General features: G+C 75.1%; 16 protein-coding genes. 9 read left to right on the top strand and 7 right to left on the bottom strand.

What is annotated here, in order from left to right; genetic code table 11:
- The first annotated feature begins 9 nt into the window (after positions 1-9).
- Positions 10-1,095: a phospho-N-acetylmuramoyl-pentapeptide-transferase gene (mraY, locus tag RDV89_RS06010; RefSeq protein ID WP_315732033.1), complete on the top strand. Its 1,086-nt coding sequence runs from the start codon at positions 10-12 to the stop codon at positions 1,093-1,095.
- Here the strand turns inward: mraY and RDV89_RS06005 are convergent.
- Complete coding sequence (locus tag RDV89_RS06005; RefSeq protein ID WP_315732032.1) at positions 1,074-2,615, bottom strand: leucyl aminopeptidase; 1,542 nt, start codon at positions 2,613-2,615, stop codon at positions 1,074-1,076. The two genes, mraY and RDV89_RS06005, sit on opposite strands and share 22 nt — an antisense overlap.
- A 55-nt stretch (positions 2,616-2,670) precedes the next feature.
- Here RDV89_RS06005 and gcvT point away from each other — a divergent pair, with 55 nt between their 5' ends.
- Positions 2,671-3,783, top strand: coding sequence for a glycine cleavage system aminomethyltransferase GcvT (gene gcvT, locus RDV89_RS06000; RefSeq protein WP_315732031.1), 1,113 nt, complete (start codon positions 2,671-2,673; stop codon positions 3,781-3,783).
- A gap of 123 nt (positions 3,784-3,906) precedes the next feature.
- Here the strand turns inward: gcvT and RDV89_RS05995 are convergent, their stop codons facing one another.
- The 3 genes from RDV89_RS05995 to RDV89_RS05985 form a co-directional block, all read right to left on the bottom strand.
- Entirely contained in the window at positions 3,907-4,164 is a 258-nt protein-coding gene (locus tag RDV89_RS05995; RefSeq protein ID WP_315732030.1) for a hypothetical protein, read from the bottom strand.
- A 120-nt stretch (positions 4,165-4,284) separates the two neighbouring features.
- Positions 4,285-5,076: an adenosylcobinamide-GDP ribazoletransferase gene (locus RDV89_RS05990; protein WP_315732029.1), complete on the bottom strand. Its 792-nt coding sequence runs from the start codon at positions 5,074-5,076 to the stop codon at positions 4,285-4,287.
- Positions 5,073-6,458, bottom strand: a complete 1,386-nt coding sequence (locus tag RDV89_RS05985; protein ID WP_315732028.1) for a bifunctional adenosylcobinamide kinase/adenosylcobinamide-phosphate guanylyltransferase — start codon at positions 6,456-6,458, stop codon at positions 5,073-5,075. Before RDV89_RS05985 ends, RDV89_RS05990 begins: the two co-directional genes overlap by 4 nt.
- 53 nt (positions 6,459-6,511) lie before the next feature.
- Between RDV89_RS05985 and RDV89_RS05980 the strand changes: the two genes are divergently transcribed.
- Positions 6,512-6,772 (top strand): hypothetical protein, encoded by a 261-nt coding sequence (locus RDV89_RS05980; protein WP_315732027.1) that lies wholly within the window; start codon positions 6,512-6,514, stop codon positions 6,770-6,772.
- Positions 6,773-6,834: 62 nt separating this feature from the next.
- Entirely contained in the window at positions 6,835-7,800 is a 966-nt protein-coding gene (locus tag RDV89_RS05975; RefSeq protein ID WP_315732026.1) for a sulfotransferase family protein, read from the top strand.
- 9 nt (positions 7,801-7,809) lie between these two features.
- Here RDV89_RS05975 and RDV89_RS05970 read toward each other — a convergent pair whose 3' ends face one another.
- Complete coding sequence (locus RDV89_RS05970; RefSeq protein ID WP_315732025.1) at positions 7,810-8,730, bottom strand: glycoside hydrolase family protein; 921 nt, start codon at positions 8,728-8,730, stop codon at positions 7,810-7,812.
- Positions 8,731-8,782: 52 nt separating this feature from the next.
- Here RDV89_RS05970 and RDV89_RS05965 point away from each other — a divergent pair, with 52 nt between their 5' ends.
- From RDV89_RS05965 to RDV89_RS05945, 5 genes are read left to right on the top strand one after another with little or no spacing between them, the layout of a single operon-like run.
- Positions 8,783-9,595 carry a thymidylate synthase gene (locus RDV89_RS05965; protein WP_315732024.1) on the top strand — a complete coding sequence of 271 codons (813 nt, stop codon included), beginning with the start codon at positions 8,783-8,785 and terminating at the stop codon, positions 9,593-9,595.
- Positions 9,596-9,613: 18 nt separating this feature from the next.
- Positions 9,614-10,885 carry a dihydrofolate reductase gene (locus RDV89_RS05960; protein WP_315732023.1) on the top strand — a complete coding sequence of 424 codons (1,272 nt, stop codon included), beginning with the start codon at positions 9,614-9,616 and terminating at the stop codon, positions 10,883-10,885.
- 43 nt (positions 10,886-10,928) lie between these two features.
- The gene (locus RDV89_RS05955) at positions 10,929-11,852 is read left to right on the top strand and encodes an LLM class F420-dependent oxidoreductase (protein WP_315732022.1); all 924 of its coding nucleotides are present in this window, start codon (positions 10,929-10,931) and stop codon (positions 11,850-11,852) included.
- 55 nt (positions 11,853-11,907) lie between these two features.
- Positions 11,908-12,810: a 4-hydroxy-tetrahydrodipicolinate synthase gene (gene dapA, locus RDV89_RS05950; protein WP_315732021.1), complete on the top strand. Its 903-nt coding sequence runs from the start codon at positions 11,908-11,910 to the stop codon at positions 12,808-12,810.
- Between the two features lie 8 nt (positions 12,811-12,818).
- A complete protein-coding gene (locus tag RDV89_RS05945; RefSeq protein ID WP_315732020.1) occupies positions 12,819-14,510 on the top strand; it encodes a ribonuclease J in 1,692 nt (563 codons plus the stop codon).
- A 35-nt stretch (positions 14,511-14,545) separates the two neighbouring features.
- Here the strand turns inward: RDV89_RS05945 and RDV89_RS05940 are convergent, their stop codons facing one another.
- Entirely contained in the window at positions 14,546-15,325 is a 780-nt protein-coding gene (locus RDV89_RS05940) for an MOSC domain-containing protein (RefSeq protein WP_315732019.1), read from the bottom strand.
- 23 nt (positions 15,326-15,348) lie between these two features.
- Entirely contained in the window at positions 15,349-16,422 is a 1,074-nt protein-coding gene (locus tag RDV89_RS05935) for a VOC family protein (RefSeq protein ID WP_315732018.1), read from the bottom strand.
- Positions 16,423-16,433 lie beyond the last annotated feature (11 nt).

Raw genomic sequence — 16,433 nt, 5'->3', positions numbered from 1 at the left:
GTCCCCGGGGTGCGCGCGATCCTCCTCAGCGGCGGCCTCGCCGTCGTCCTCTCACTCGCAGGTACGCGCGTGGCCATCGGTTGGTTCGGTCGTCGCGGCTTCGGTCAGCCCATCCGCGCGGACGGCCCGACGACGCACCAGGTCAAGCGTGGCACGCCCACCATGGGCGGCACGGTCATCCTGGTGGCGGCGGTGGTGGCGTACCTCGCCGCGACCCTCGTCACCGGCTCGCTGCCGAGCGCGAGCGCCTGGCTGCTGATGCTGCTCTTCCTGGGCTGTGGCGCCGTCGGGTTCCTCGACGACTTCATCAAGGTGTGGAAGCAGGACAACCGGGGCCTGTCGAGCCGCAACAAGATGGCGGGCCAGACCGTCGTCGCGGTGGTGTTCGGCGTGCTGGCGACGCAGCTGTTCGCGGACGAGCGCGGCGTGCACCCGGCCTCGCAGCACCTGTCCACCACCCACGACTGGGGCGTGAAGCTGCCCCTGGTGGTCGTGCTGGTGCTGATCTGGTTCATCGTCGCCGCGACCTCGAACGGGGCGAACCTGACCGACGGGGCCGACGGCCTGCTCGCCGGGTCGGCGGCGCTGATCGTCGGGGCGTACGTCATCGTCAACGTCTGGCAGAGCAACCAGCTGTGCGGCTCGGCGCGCCCGGACGCCGTCGCGGCCCGCTGCTACGAGGTGCGTGACCCGCTGGACCTCGCGGTCTTCGCCGCGGCGATCACCGCCGCCTGCGTCGGCTTCTTGTGGTGGAACGCCAAGCCGGCCCGGATCATCATGGGCGACGTCGGCTCGCTCGCCATCGGTGGCGCGGTCGCCGGCCTGGCGATCATGTCGCGCACCGAGCTGCTGATGGCCGTGATCGCCGGGCTGTTCGTGCTCGAGACGATGTCCGTGCTGCTGCAGATGACCTGGTTCAAGCTGACGCGGCGCTTCACCGGCACCGGGCGGCGCCTGTTCCGCATCGCGCCCATCCACCACCACTTCGAGCACATCGGCTGGGCCGAGGTGACGGTCGTCGTGCGGTTCTGGGTGGTCTGCGGGATCTTCGTCGCCCTGGGGCTGGGGATCTTCTACGCGTCCTGGCTGGCCTGAGGGCCGTTCCCGGCGGCCAGGTGGCGGGCGTACGCCACCAGCGTGGGCACCGCGGCGCCCGTGCCGCCCGGGGTCAGGTGGCCCGTCGCGCCACCGGAGTGGAACGCGGGGCCGGCGATGTCGAGGTGCGCCCACGGCAGGCCGTCGGTGAACTCGCGCAGGAAGGCGCCGGCGAACAGGCCGCCGCCCCACCGGACCCAGTCGTGCTGGGCGAGGTCGGCCACCTTGCTGCTGCGCACCCGCTCGCGCATCTCGTCGGGCAGCGGCATCGGCCACAGGTCCTCACCGGCGGCGGCGCCGGCCGCGACGACGTCGGCGACGACCTCCTCGCTGCCCATCACGCCGCTGATCCGCTCGCCGAGCGCGACCACCATGGCGCCGGTCAGGGTGGCGACGTCGAGGACCACGTCGGGCTCGACTTCGCTGGCGCGCACGAGCGCGTCGGCGAGCACCAGGCGGCCCTCCGCGTCGGTGTTGGAGACCTCGACGGTCGTGCCGCCGTAGATGCGCAGCACGTCACCGGGGCGCGTCGCGGAGCCCGAGACCATGTTCTCGGCCATCGCCGCGAACGCGGAAACCTTCACCGGCAGGCCGAGCGCGGCGATCGCGAGCGTCGCCTGCACGATCGCGGCGGCGCCCGCCATGTCGCACTTCATCGTCTTCATCGAGCCGCCGGGCTTGATCGACAACCCGCCGGAGTCGAACGTGATGCCCTTGCCGACCAGCGCGAGGTGCGCGACGGCGTCGTCGGGGGCGTAGGTCAGCTCGACCAGGCGCGGGGGAGCGTCCGAGCCCGCGCCGACCCCGAGCAGCCCGCCGCAGCCGAGCTCGGCCAAGGCGGCCTCGTCGTGCACGACGAGGGAGACGGGCGGGGCGCCGCGGCCCTTGGTGGCGGCCTTGTGGGCGGCGACCACGGCGTCGGCGAAGGCCGGCGGGGTGAGGTCGCCCGGGGGCGTGTTGACCCAGTCGCGGGTGACGGCGACGGCGCGGGCGACGACCTGGGCGTCCTCCGCGGCCTGCTGCACGTCGGCGCGCCGGGCGGCCGGCGTGAGCACGACGGCCTCGGGGGCCCGGGTGTCGTCGCTCGCGCTGTCGCGGCGGTAGGTCGTGAAGCGGTAGCCGCCCAGGGCGTGGCCCTCCACGACCGCGGTGACGAGCGCGGGCGTGTCGGCGGGCAGCGCCAGGGCGACGGAGGCGGCGTTGGTGGTGGCGCGCGCGGCGGTCCCGGCGGCGCGGCGCACGGCGGCGGGGTCCGCGCCGGCGGCCTCGGCGCCCAGGCCGACCAGCACGAGCAGCGGCGTCGTCAGGGCGTCGCCCGCCGGCAGCACGTGGGTCTCGCCCTCCGCGCCGGTGACGCCGACCGAGCGCAGCAGCGGGTTGAGGCGGCGACCGTACGCCGCCGCGACCTCCTCGGCGCCCGGCGCCAGCCGCGGCCCGTCGTCGGTGCGGACCACACCGACCACCACGGCGTCGGCGCGGGTCTTGGCGGGGCTGGCCTTGCTGAGGGTGTACGACGTCACAGCCGCGACTCTATCGGCCACCGTCCCCGCGCCGCCCTCGCGTAGGTTGCTCGGCATGGCCCACGGTGACGCCCCGCTCCTGACCTCGCCGCTGCACGAGCGCCACGTCGCGCTCGGCGCGAAGCTCGCCGAGTTCGGGGGGTGGTCCATGCCGATCGAGTACGCCACCGGCGTGGCCGCCGAGCACGCGGCCGTGCGTGAGGCGGTCGGCATCTTCGACGTCAGCCACCTCGGCAAGGCGAGCGTGCGGGGGCCGGGCGCGGCGGCGTACCTGGACTCGGTGCTCAGCAACGACCTCGGCCGGATCGGGGCGGGCCAGGCGCAGTACACGCTGTGCTGCGACGCCTCCGGCGGCGTGGTCGACGACCTCATCGCCTACCTCCGCGCCGACGACGACGTCTTCCTCGTGCCGAACGCCGCGAACACCGCCGAGGTCGTGCGCCGTCTCGCCGCGGACGCGCCGGAGGGGGTCGAGGTCACCGACGAGCACCGCGACCACGCCGTGCTCGCCGTGCAGGGCCCCGCCTCCGACGCGGTGCTGACGGCGGCCGGGCTCCCGGTGGGGCACGACTACATGTCGTTCGCGGAGGGCTCGCTCGGCGGCGCGGGAGGCGTCGGCGTGACGGTCTGCCGGACCGGCTACACGGGCGAGCGCGGCTACGAGGTCGTCGCGCCGGCGGCCGCGGCCCTCGAGGTGTGGGACGCGCTGGTCGCCGCCGGCGCCGAGCACGGGATCGTGCCCGCCGGCCTCGGCGCGCGCGACACGCTGCGCACCGAGATGGGCTACCCGCTGCACGGGCAGGACATCTCCCTCGACATCACGCCGGTGCAGGCGCGCCTCGGCTGGGCCGTGGGCTGGCGCAAGCCGACCTTCTGGGGCCGTGACGCGCTGGTCGCCGAGAAGGAGGCGGGACCGGTACGCGTGCTGCGGGGCCTGCGGGCGGTCAAGCGAGGGATCCCGCGCCCGGGGATGCGGGTGCTGCGCGGCGACGGCGAGGTCGGGACCGTGACCTCCGGGACCTTCAGCCCGTCCCTGCGCACCGGTATCGCGCTGGCGCTGCTCGCGCCCGACGTCGCCGAGGGCGACGAGGTCGCCGTCGACGTGCGCGGCCGCGCCGAGACGTTCACCGTCGTGCGCCCGCCGTTCGTCGAGGTGTCGGTGCGCTGAGCGGTCTGGATTACCCGGTTCACCGGGTAACGCTCGACCTGGGCCCCGTCTGAACAGGGCCCAGGTCGAGCGAACCGGCACACAGTCGGGTCCTTTCCGCAGCGGCGGTGCTCGCCGGAGGACTCAGGCCGCCTCGGCGCCGGCGACGGCGCACCCGGGGCCGCACGGGCGTGGCGTCCCCCGCCAGCCGTGCAGCCGGAGCAGGCGTCCGATCCGGGCGATGCCCGGTTGGACCGCGCACAGGTCGCGTCGGGCCACCCAGACCCAGACACGGAGCCGGGCGGGCGTGGCGCCGTGCATCAACAGGTGGGCGCGGGCGACCACGCCGCCCTGGTCGCCGAGACGGCCGCGCAGGCCGGGCAGGTCGAGGGGTGAGCTCATGCGGGCAGCATCGGGCCGCGGGGGCCTCGCTGGCCATGAGCGCGGCGCGGCTGGGGATGCTCGGGTCGCCGGGCGCGTCTGGGGGCCGGAAGGCGGGCCGTCGTCGTTGCGCGGGCGCCCTCAGGCCACGAGCGCCGCGACGACGAGCGCGGAGGTGAGGGCGGTCTCGAGGCACGCGCCGTAGACGTCTCCGGTGACGCCGTCGAAGCGGCGCACGCAGCGGCGCGCGAGGGCCAGGGCCGCGAGCTGCCCGGCGGCGAGGCCGAAGGCCGCGGCGAGAGGGAGGCGTACGCCCTCGGCGCCGGCGAGCGCCAGCAGCACCGTTCCGGTCGCCAGCGCGAGGCCGAGCAGCACCAGGCCGGCCGTACGGGGACGGACCGTGCCCGCGACGAGCGCGCCGAGACCGGTGCCGCTCGCGGCCGGGAAGGCGGGGGTGCACAGCCACACCAGCACCGCCCGGGCGCCCACCACGGCCAGCCCCGCGACCAGGGCGCCGGACCAGCCCTGGGCCAGCAGCGTCGCGGCCGCCGCGACCTGCGCCAGCAGCGCGACCAGCAGGGCCGCGACACCGAACGGGCCGATGTCCGACTTCTTCATGACCGCGCGGGCGCCCTCGCCCGCGCGCCCCGAACCCAGGCCGTCCGCCACGTCCGCGAGCCCGTCGAGGTGCATCGCGCGGGTCAGCCAGGCCAGCGCGCCGACCAGGAGGACGGCCAGCAGCAGCGGTGGACGGTCGAGCTCCGCCAGTGCCCCGCCCGGGACCGTCACCAGCACCGCCAGCACGAGTCCGAGGCCCGGCGCCAGTGTCATGGCCCGCCCGGCCACCACCCGGTCCACCACGGTGGGCGGCCGGGTCGGCAGCACCGACAGCGTGCCGACCGCCAGCCGCACCGGGTCAGTCCACCCGCTCACAGCGCGACCACCCGCCCGGCGACGCACCAGCGCACGTCCTCCGAGGCCGCGGCCACGGCCGCGTTCAGCCGGCCCATCGCGTCGCGGAACATCCGCCCCGACGCGGTCGCCGGCACGACGCCCTGCCCGACCTCGTTCGACACCGCGACCACGTGCCGCGCCGTCGTGCGCCACGCCCTCAGCAGGTCGGCGACGTCGGACTCGACACCGGCCCAGGCGTCCGCGTGCGACGGCGCCGCGGGGTCCCAGGCGTCGTGACGGTCGATCACCCGCGTCAGCCACAGCGTCAGGCAGTCGACGAGCAGCGCCGCCGGGTCGTCGTCCTCCAGCAGCCCCACGAGGTCGAGCGTCTCGACCGTCGTCCAGTGCGCCGGGCGGCGCTGCACGTGGGTCTCGACCCGTGCCACCCACTCGGGGTCGTCGCCGCGCGGGTAGGACGTCGCCACGTACGCCACCTGATCGGTCGCCGTGAGCAACCGCTCGGCCTCGACCGACTTGCCCGATCGGGCGCCGCCCAGCACGAGCGTCCGCCCGCCGGGGACACCCCCGACCGCGGGACCGACCGCACCGCCCGGCCCCACGAGCGTCCCGTCGTCGACGACCCGAGCGCCCCAGGCGGCGAGGCGCCGGGCGAGCTCGGGGGTCGGGGGGTTGTGGTGCGAGAGGTGCACGGCGACGAGGTCGGTCGTCGCGACGACGGCCCCGGACGCGCGCAGCCCGCGCACGGTCGCCGCGAACGCGGACAGTCCGTGGTGGCCGTCGCCGGCCAGGTCGTCGCGGTCACCGAAGGTCTCCTCGAGCAGCACGACGTCGTACGCCGCTCCCGCGGTCGCCTCGAGCGTCGCGGCGGGCAGGGGGCCGGTGTCGGTGGCGTGCAGCACCCGCACGCCGTCGGGGGTGGTGACGTCGTACAGCACCGCCTCGACCGCGCCGGGTTCGCCGAGGCCGGTGCGGTGGGCCGCGGCGAGGACGCGGACGGCGTACCCCTCCAGGTCGTGGCGCTCGCCGGGCGCGACCTCGAGCCAGCGGACCGGGGCGTCGGGCGGCAGCCAGGCGCGGGCGGCGGCGACGGCGTCGGGCGGACCGGCGACCACCAGCGGGGCGTCGGTGACCCAGCCGCGGTGCATCAGCGCGGCGGGGGAGAGGTGGTCGGAGTGCTGGTGGGTGAGCAGCAGGACGCGGACGTCCGCGAGGTCGACGCCGGCGCGCTGCGCCGCCTCGGGGGTGGTCGGCCCGCAGTCGAGCAGCACCGTCCGGTCCAGGAGCGCGGCGGTCTGCGAGCGCACCCGTCCGGCCGCCCGTTCGCTGCCGCAGGACGCGCAGCGGCAGAAGGCCTGGGGCCAGCCGTCCGCCGCGCCGGTGCCGAGGAGTCGCACGCTCACGCGGGGCATTCTCGCGCTACCCGTCCGACCGGCGTTGTCCTAGGGTCGGCGACGTGAACCTCCCCGACCTGCCGTCCACCTTCCGCACGCCCCCGCCCGAGGAGCAGCCGTGGACCTGGCGCCTCGAGAACGCCGCCGGGGAGGAGGTCACGATCACCGGCGACCTCGCCGACCAGCGCTTCGCGAGCCAGTCCGAGGCCGAGTCGTGGGTCGGCGAGGTCTTCGAAGACCTGACCGAGCTGGGCGTCGACGCCGTCGTCCTGTTCGAGGACGAGCGGAGGGTCTACGGACCGATGTCGCTGCACGCGACGTGACCGGCATGCGGACGGAGCGGCGGGCGCAGCGGGAAAGCGCAGTGAGTCACTAGGGTTTGTCCATGACCACGCGTCGCCCCCCGGACTTCTTCCTCGTCGGCGTGCCCAAGGCGGGCACGACCGCGTTGCACGCGGCCCTCGCCCAGCACCCCGGTCTGCACCTGAGCCCGGTGAAGGAGCCGAAGTACTACCTGTGCGGCGACGCCCCGCCGCCGGCCTACGTCGGCCCGGGCGACGCGCACAGCCAGCGGGAGTGGATCTGGCGCCGCGAGGACTACCTCGCCCAGTTCGACGCCGCGCCCGAGGGTGCGCTGCGCGGCGAGAGCACGCCCTTCTACCTCTACAGCCGCGACGCCCGGCGGCGGATCGCGGCGGACAACCCCGCCGCGCGCATCGTCGCCGTGCTGCGCGACCCGGTCGACCGGGCGTACTCCAACTGGATGCACCTGTGGATGGACGGCCTCGAGCCGGTCGGGGACCTCGTCGCGGCGGCGCGTCTCGAGCGTGAGCGCGTCGACGCCGGCTGGGCGCCGTTCTGGCACTACTCGGGGCTCGGGCGCTACGGCGAGCAGCTCGCCGACCTGTACGCGCTGTTCGACCGCGAGCAGGTCCTCGTGCTGCGCTACCGCGAGATCGTCGACGCTCCGGCCACCACGCTCGCCCGGGTGTTCGCGCACCTGGGCGTCCCGGGGATCGAGGTGGCCGAGATCCCGTCGGACAACTCCCGCGGCTACGTCGGGCCGGGCCTGCGCGCCGCGGTGCTCGGCCGCGTGATCCGCGCGGGGGCCTACGCCGGGCAGTTCGCGGCGCCGGAGCACTGGCGACGCATCAGCGTGCCGATCGTCGGCCAGCTGCACCGCGGTGGCGCGGCCAGCCGACCACGGCTGACGCCGGAGCAGCGCGCCGAGCTGCTGGCGCCGCACCGCGAGGACATCGCACAGCTCGAGGAGGTCACGGGGGAGTCCTTCGCCGACTGGCTCGACCCCGACCGCACCGGCGGGACGTTCGCGAGCCGCCGGGGCGCCTGACCCGAGCAATCAGGCCGGACGCACTACCGTGACGAGGTCGTGCGCGCCGTCGGGTCGGGCCCGCTCGACGTAGAACCGCACGCCCCCGTCGGGCAGCGGCACGGCCGCGGCGTAGCGCAGGGCGCCGTCGGAGTGCGGCGAGCGCAGGACCGGCACCTCCTCGTCGGCGACGAGCATGCTGGCCGGGCCCAGGGCGGGCTCGGCGGCGCGGGCCAGCCCGGTGGTCTCGTGCCAGTTGTCGGCCGCGCGGGCGCGGCCGTCGTAGAGGACGGTCAACGGCTCGAGCGCGAGCACCGCGCTGACCCGGGCACCCCGGGCGTCCCACGCGCCCGGCCTCGGGGCGAGGACGGTGCCCCGTCGGTCCCAGCGCAGGCCGTCGGCGCTGGTGGCGTACGCCGTGCTCATCCGGTCCTCCTCGCCGACCTCGCCCAGCGGGTGCTCGCAGATCCAGGCGTGCCAGCGCCCGCCCGCGTCGACGGCCACCACGGGGTCCTTCACCGCGACGCCGTCGTCGCCCGGCAGGGTCACGGTGCGCTCGCCGTCGGCCAGGCCCTCGGGCGTCGGGGCGTCGACCGCCTCGATCCACCAGTGCTTGCTGCCCGGTGTCGCGCAGGAGAGGTAGAGCCGCCAGCCGCCGTCCGGCCGTCGCACCAGCACGGGGCGCTCGAACGACTCTGCGCCGAAGGCGTCGCGGTGCACCTCCGCCACGGTCTCGAACCGCTCGCCGTCCTCCGAGCGCGCCACCACGGTGGTGACGCCCCGGCCCTCGGTGAGCGGACGGCGCACCCGGTAGGTCAGGTAGAAGGTGCCGTCGACCAGCGTCGCGCTCGCGGCGCCGGACCAGTTGCCGGCTCCGGGGGCCGGGGCGGGCACGACCACCACGGCGTCGGGGTCGGCGAGGTCGGGGAGCTGGTGGGTGACGGAGGGCACGACCAGCGAGCGTAGCCGCGGCGCCGGCCCGGACGGGGGTAGTCTCACGCCCGTGCAGGCCTACCTCGACCTCGTCCGCCGGGTGCTCGACGAGGGCGTCGAGAAGTCGGACCGCACCGGCACCGGCACCCTCAGCGTCTTCGGCCACCAGATGCGCTTCGACCTCTCCGAGGGCTTTCCCCTCGTGACGACCAAGAAGGTGCACACCCGCTCCGTCTTCGCCGAGCTGCTGTGGTTCCTGCGCGGCGACACCAACGTGCGCTGGCTGCAGGAGCGCGGCGTCAGCATCTGGGACGAGTGGGCCGACGAGAACGGCGACCTCGGTCCCGTCTACGGCGCGCAGTGGCGCTCGTGGCCGACGCCGGACGGCGGCTCCGTCGACCAGATCCGCCAGATCATCGACCAGGTGCGGCGCGACCCCGACTCGCGGCGCCACGTCGTCAGCGCCTGGAACGTCGCCGAGATCGACCGGATGGCGCTGATGCCGTGCCACACGCTGTTCCAGTTCTACGTCGCGCCCGGCGTGGACGGCGGCCGCTGCCGGCTCTCGTGCCAGCTCTACCAGCGCTCGGGCGACGTGTTCCTCGGCGTGCCGTTCAACATCGCCTCGTACGCGCTGCTGACGCACATGGTCGCGCAGGTCCTCGACCTCGAGCCCGGCGACTTCGTGCACACGCTGGGCGACGCGCACCTCTACCTCAACCACCTCGACCAGGCGCGCCTGCAGCTGACCCGCGAGCCGCGACCCCTGCCGACCCTGTGGCTGGACCCCGCGGTGCGCGAGATCGACGCCTTCGACCTCGAGCACGTGGAGGTGAGGGGCTACGACCCCCACCCCGGGATCAAGGCGCCGATCGCCGTATGAGCGCCGGATGAGGCCCGCATGACCCCGGCGGGCCTGGAGGTGACGTGCGTGGCCGCCGTCGCCGCGGGCGGCGTGATCGGCGACGGCCCGGACATCCCGTGGCGCGTGCCCGGCGAGCAGGCCGAGTTCAAGCGCCGCACCATCGGCACGACGCTGCTCATGGGCCGCACGACCTTCGAGTCGATCGGCCGACCGCTGCCGGGGCGCACCACGATCGTGCTCACCCGGGACGCCGGCTGGTCGGCCGAGGGCGTGCAGGTCGCCGCCGACCTCGACGCCGCCGTCGCGCTCGCCGACGGGATCGGCCGGCCGGTCTCGGTCGCGGGCGGGGCGCAGGTGTACGCCGCCGCGCTCGCCGCCCCGGGCCTCGTCGACGCCCAGGTCCTGACCCGGATCCCGCTCGAGGTGCCGGGCGACGTGCGCTACCCGGACCTCGACGACGAGGCATGGCCCGTGGTCGAGACGTCCCCGCACCCGGGCTTCACGGTGCGCACGCACTGGCGCCGTGACCGCCTCGACGGTCTCGCCGAGCTGCTCGGAGCGGGGGGCGGCGCGGGCGACGCGACGGTGAAGGGGCCCGCGCTCCTGCGCGGCGGCACCCACGCGCGGACCCTCGCCCTGCGTTCCGGTGGCCGTGACCTCGTGGCCCGCTGGTTCCCCGTGGGCGACCCGAGCGTCGGGCGCGAGCGTCCGGTGCTGGAGCGGCTGGCACCCCTCGGTGCGCTGGTGCCGGCGTACGTCGCCGACACGACCACGCCGTGGGGTCCGCTGGTCGTCACCACCCGGGTGCCCGGAGGCCCGCCGCCGGTCGAGGCCGAGCCGGAGCAGCTCGCCCCCGCGATGGGCCGCGCGCTCGCCGCGGTGCACGCGCTGGACGGCGCCGGCCTGCGGAGGGTCGACGACCTCGAGGCGGCGCCCGCCTCGCTCGGCGACGTGCTCGTGCACGGCGACTTCTGGAGCGGCAACCTGCTCTGGAGCGGACCCGAGGTCAGCGGGATCGTCGACTGGACCGGGGCACGCCACGGCCCCGGCGAGCTCGACGTCGCGTGGGCGCGCCAGGACCTGGTGCTGCTCGGGTCGGTCGCGGCCGCGGACCTGATGCTGGAGGCGTACGAGCAGGCCCGCGGGGCGCGCGTGCCCGACGTGCGCGGGTGGGACCGGCGCGCGGCGACCTACGCCGAGCCGCACGTCGCCGGCTGGGCGCCGAACTACGCCGGCATCGGTCGGCCCGAGCTCGACGGCCCGACCCTGCGCAGGCGGCTCGCCGCGTTCGCCGCCACCCTGGGCTGAGGGAGGACCCGGAGCCGCGGGCCGGCCTGTCAGGCTGTGCGCCATGGACCTCCGCATCTTCACCGAGCCGCAGCAGGGCGCCACCTACGACGACCTCCTCGCCGTCGCGCAGGAGAGCGAGCGCCTCGGCTTCGACGCGTTCTTCCGCTCCGACCACTACCTCTCGATGGGCGGCACCGGCCTGCCCGGTCCCACCGACGCCTGGACCAGCCTGGCCGGCATCGCCCGCGAGACGAGCACCATCCGCCTCGGCACCCTGATGACCTCGGCGACGTTCCGCCACCCCGGCGTGCTCGCCGTCCAGGTCGCCCAGGTGGACCAGATGTCGCGGGGCCGCGTCGAGCTGGGCATCGGCGCGGGCTGGTTCGAGGCCGAGCACAGCGCGTACGGCATCCCGTTCCCGTCCACGCGCGAGCGCTTCGACCGGTACGCCGAGCAGCTCGAGATCGTCACGGGCCTGTGGGCGACGCCGACGGGGGAGACGTACGACTTCCAGGGCGAGCACTACCAGCTCACCGACTCGCCCGCGCTGCCCAAGCCCGCGCAGGCGAAGCCGCCGATCCTCGTCGGCGGCCTGGGCAAGAAGCGCACGCCGGCGCTGGCCGCCCGCCACGCCGACGAGTTCAACCTCCCGTTCGTCGACCTCGACACCACCCGCGACCAGTTCGCCCGGGTCGCCCGCGCCTGCGAGGCGATCGACCGCGACCCGACCGACCTGACGTGGTCCAACGCGCTGGTCGTCTGCGTGGGCGCCGACGAGGCCGAGGTGGGGCGCCGCGCCGCCGCCATCGGGCGCGACGTCGCCGACCTGCGCGCCAACGGCCTCGCCGGCACGCCGGACGAGGTGGTCGACAAGATCGGCCGGTACGCGGAGGCGGGCGCCCAGCGCGTCTACCTGCAGGTGCTGGACCTCGCGGACCTCGACCACCTGCGCCTCGTCGCGGCCGAGGTGCTGCCCCACGTGTGAGCCGCGGGCGCGGCGGGTGCAGGGATCGGGGCGGGGCAGCGCTAGCCTGTCCTCCGTGACCTCCGCTGTTCCCGCCGCACCGTTCGGCCGCGTCCTCACCGCCATGGCCACCGCCTTCCACGCGGACGGCGCGCTCGACCTCGAGGGCACCCAGGCGATCGCGCGCCACCTGGTGGCGAACGGCAACGACGGCCTCGTGGTCTCCGGCACCACCGGCGAGTCGCCGACCACCACGCCCGCCGAGGACGGCGAGATCCTCGCCGCGGTCCGCGACGCGGTCGGCCCGGACGTGGCGCTCGTCGCGGGTGTGGGCACCAACGACACCCGCACCTCGGTCACCCTCGCGGAGCAGGCGGCCAAGCAGGGGGCCGACGGCGTCCTGCTGGTGACGCCGTACTACAGCAAGCCCGGCCAGCGCGGGATCACGCAGCACTTCCGCACCGTCGTGGACGCCGCCGGCCTGCCCGTCATGCTCTATGACGTCCCCGGTCGCACTGGCTCGCAGATCGCCCTCGAGACCTACGCCGAGGTGGCCTCCTGGGAGCCGGTGGTCGCGGTCAAGGACGCGGTCGGCGACCTCGCCCGCGGCGTACGCATCCGCGACCTCGGCCTCGCCGTCTACTCGGGCGACGACGAGCTCAACCTGGGCTGGCTCGCCCACGGCGCCGTCGGCTTCGTCTCCGTCGTCGGCCACGCCGCCGGCAACGAGCTGCGCGCCCTCGTCGACGCCCACGACGCCGGCGACACCGCGGGCGCCCTCACGATCTTCACGCGGATGCTCCCCGCGATCGACGCCGTCATGGGCGTCGCGAACTACGGAGCGACCACCGCCAAGGCAGCACTCGAGCTGCTCGGCGTTCTCGACAACCGGAACGTGCGCAGCCCGCTCGTTCCCCTCGACGACGAGGAGGTCGCCGCCTTGCGCGCCGGCCTCGAGGAGTCGGGGCTCATCCCCTAGGAGTCCGCTTGTCCCACCCGCACCCCGAGCTGTCCGCCCCGGCACCGCTGCCGAAGGGAGGCCTGCGCGTCATCCCGCTGGGCGGCCTCGGCGAGGTCGGCCGCAACATGACGGTCTTCGAGCACGAGGACCGCCTCCTCGTCGTCGACTGCGGCGTCCTGTTCCCCGAGGACCACCACCCCGGCGTCGACCTGATCCTCCCGGACTTCTCCGCGATCCGGGACCGGCTCGACGCGATCGAGGCGGTCGTGCTGACGCACGGCCACGAGGACCACATCGGCGCCGTGCCGTACCTGCTGCGCGAGCGGGGCGACATCCCGCTCGTCGGCTCGAAGCTCACGCTGGCGCTGCTCGAGAGCAAGTTCCGCGAGCACCGGCTGAAGAACACGGTCCAGCACGTCGTCGCGGCGGGGGAGACAATCACGTTCGGGCCCTACGAGCTCGAGTTCGTGGCGGTCAACCACTCCATCCCGGACGCGCTCGCCGTGGCGATCCGCACCAGCGCCGGCCTCGTGCTGCACACCGGTGACTTCAAGATGGACCAGCTGCCGCTCGACGGCCGGATCACCGACCTCAACGCGTTCGCGCGTCTCGGCGAGGAGGGGGTCGACCTCTTCCTGACCGACTCGACGAACGCCGAGGTCCCGGGCTTCACGACCCACGAGAAGGACATCACGCCCGTCCTCGACCGGGTCTTCCACAACAGCGACCAGCGCATCATCGTGGCCTGCTTCGCCTCCCACGTGCACCGCGTGCAGCAGGTCCTCGACAGCGCGGTCAAGCACGGTCGCAAGGTCGCCTGGGTCGGCCGCTCGATGGTGCGCAACATGGGCATCGCCCGCGAGCTCGGCTACCTCACCGTGCCGCCCGGCCTCATCGTGGACGCCAAGGAGCTCAACAAGCTCCCCGCCCACCAGCAGGTCCTCATCTCGACCGGGTCGCAGGGCGAGCCGCTCTCCGCGCTGAGCCGCATCGCGCAGCGCACGCACAGCTTCGTGCACCTGGAGGAGAACGACACCGTCGTGCTCGCCAGCTCGCTGATCCCCGGCAACGAGAACGCGGTCTACCGCGTCATCAACGGCCTCTCGCGTCTCGGCGCGAAGGTCGTGCACAAGGGCAACGCGCTTGTGCACGTTTCCGGGCACGCGAGCGCCGGCGAGCTCCTGTACTGCTACAACATCGTCAAGCCGCGCAACGTCCTGCCGGTGCACGGCGAGATCCGGCACATGCAGGCGAACGGCGACCTGGCGAGGGCGACCGGCGTACCGGCCGACCGGGTGCTGCTCGCCGAGGACGGCGTGGTGGTCGACCTCGTCGACGGTGTCGCCCGGATCGCCGGCAAGGTCGAGTGCGGCTACGTCTTCGTCGACGGCTCCACCGTCGGCGGTCTCTCCGAGCCGGCCCTCAAGGACCGCCGCATCCTCGGCGAGGAGGGCTTCATCTCCGTCATCGTGGTCGTCGACTCGGTCACCGGCAAGGTCGTCACGGGACCGGAGATCACGGCCCGCGGCTTCGCCGAGGAGGCCACCGCCTTCGACAAGGTGCGCCAGCCGATCCTCACCGCGCTGGAGCAGGCGATCGCCGACGGCACGACGGACACCTACCAGCTGCAGCAGGTGATGCGCCGCGTCATCGGTCGCTGGGTCGGCAACTCGCTGCGGCGCCGCCCGATGATCGTCCCGGTCGTCATCCAGGCCTGAGGCCCCGGGGCCGGCTGCTGCGCCGCCCCACCCGCTCACACCAGCCGGGCGTCGTCGCCGACCGCGACGGCGCCCGGCTGCGTCACGACCGCGTCCACGCCGGCGACGGGTCGCTCGCGCAGGGCACCCAGCGCCCGCAGCACACCCCGGTCGCGCGGCAGGTCCGCGCCGGTGCGGGGGTGCCGGTCGAGCACACGGCACCGGATGATCGGGGAGCGGACCCGGATCCTCGCCGCACCGAGGACGAGCTCGCGACCGCCCCACGACTCCTCGGTGAAGGGCTCGTCGCCGTCGGTCGCGAGCACGACGGTCGCCCGCAGGCGCGCGGCTGTCGTCTCCTCGGCCTCGGCCAGCCCGGCGGCGTCCGCCAGGGCGCGGACCGTCGCCCGGGTGACGACGCTGACCGGCCCGCCGTACACGACACCGCCGCGCGGCGGTGTCGCGAGCCGCAGGTCCCGGCCCAGGTGCTCCGCGAGCAGCCCGGCGTGCGGCGACGGGCGCAGCGTTCGCACGACCACGCGCCGCCCCCAGTAGTCGACGTCCACCGGGTCGGCGAGCTCGACCGCACCCGTCGCCTCGCCGCCGGGAGTCCGTAGCACCCACCCGCCCGGGACCCCGCGGTCCGCGTCGAGCAGCCGCGCCTCGACGGCGAGGAGCAGCGGGTGGGCCACCGTGCGGAGCACGGTGCGCCGCTCGACGTCGAGCGCGCAGAGCACACGGTCGCCCACCGGCCCGTCGGCGTCGAGGCGCAGCGACGCCAGCGCGGGGTGGCTCGCTCCCTTGAGCGGGGCGACGCCCAGGCGGTGGACGTGCATCGGGGACGTCGGCGGGAGGCCGGTCAGAGGACGCCGCTGACGGGATCGCGGTCGGTCAGGCAGTAGGCCGCGCCGTCCGGCGCCCGCAGCACGGTCCACCGGTCGTGCTCGGCGACGAGGACGGCCCCCAGGGCCTCGTGCCGGGCCGCCTCGGCGCGACGGTCGCTGCACGCGACGTCGAGGTGCGCGCTCACCTCGGACCGGTCGTCCTCGACCTGCTGCAGGAGCAATCGCACCGCCTGCCCCTCGGGTCGGCGCAGCGAGGAGAACGCGGAGCCGACGCTCGAGGCCTGCGGCGCCCAGCCGGTGAGCGCGGCCCAGAACCCGGCCTCCGCGGCGTGCAACCGCGCGGGCGCGTCGATGCACACCTGGTCGACGGCGGAGACGGACCCGTCCGGCCAGGTCGCGGCCGGCGCGCGCAGGCAGGCGGGGTGGGCGACGAAGCAGAAGGTGAGACCACCGGGCGAGCGCATCACCACGAAGCCGTGCTCGCTGCGGTGCTCGACCCGCGCCCCGAGCTGCTCCGCCCGTGCCGCGGCGCGGTGCGGGTCCGGTACGTGCAGGTCGAGGTGCACCCGTGACGTCGACGGAACCCGTTGCACCTTCAGGTGGGGATGCCCGCGCAGCGGCTCCAGCGAGGCGAACTCGCCGGCCTCCCCGCGCGACGGACCCAGGCGCTGACCCGCCACGGCGGCCCAGAAGGCGGGCACACGGTCCCAGTGCTCCTCGGCCACGTCCACGAACGCGGTCACCCAGAACGGCCGTGCGGCCCGCTCGTCGTCCTCCGCGACGGGCCGGTGCAGCACGGCGCCGGTCGGGCTGACCCGCACGTCGTCCCCGTCGGCCGCGCCCGTGCCGTCCACGATGAGCGAGAAACCGGGGTCGGCGCGGGGCGGCCAGACGAGGGTGGTCGCGGGGACGGTCCCCACGTTGCGCAGCGAGCCGCCGCCCGGACGGCGTACCAGCAGCTCGTCGCCGGCGACCTCGACCACCGCGTGCACCGCCTTGACCCGGCCGTCGCGGGAGGTCAGCAGGTACGCCGTGCCGAAGCCCGCCAGCGTGGCCGCCAGGTCGTCGAGGTCCACCGGGATGCTCACCCCGGTGACGC

The organism is Nocardioides imazamoxiresistens, assembly GCF_032378595.1.
GTDB classification, from domain to species: domain Bacteria; phylum Actinomycetota; class Actinomycetes; order Propionibacteriales; family Nocardioidaceae; genus Nocardioides; species Nocardioides imazamoxiresistens.
This window is presented reverse-complemented; position numbering and strand designations above follow the sequence as displayed.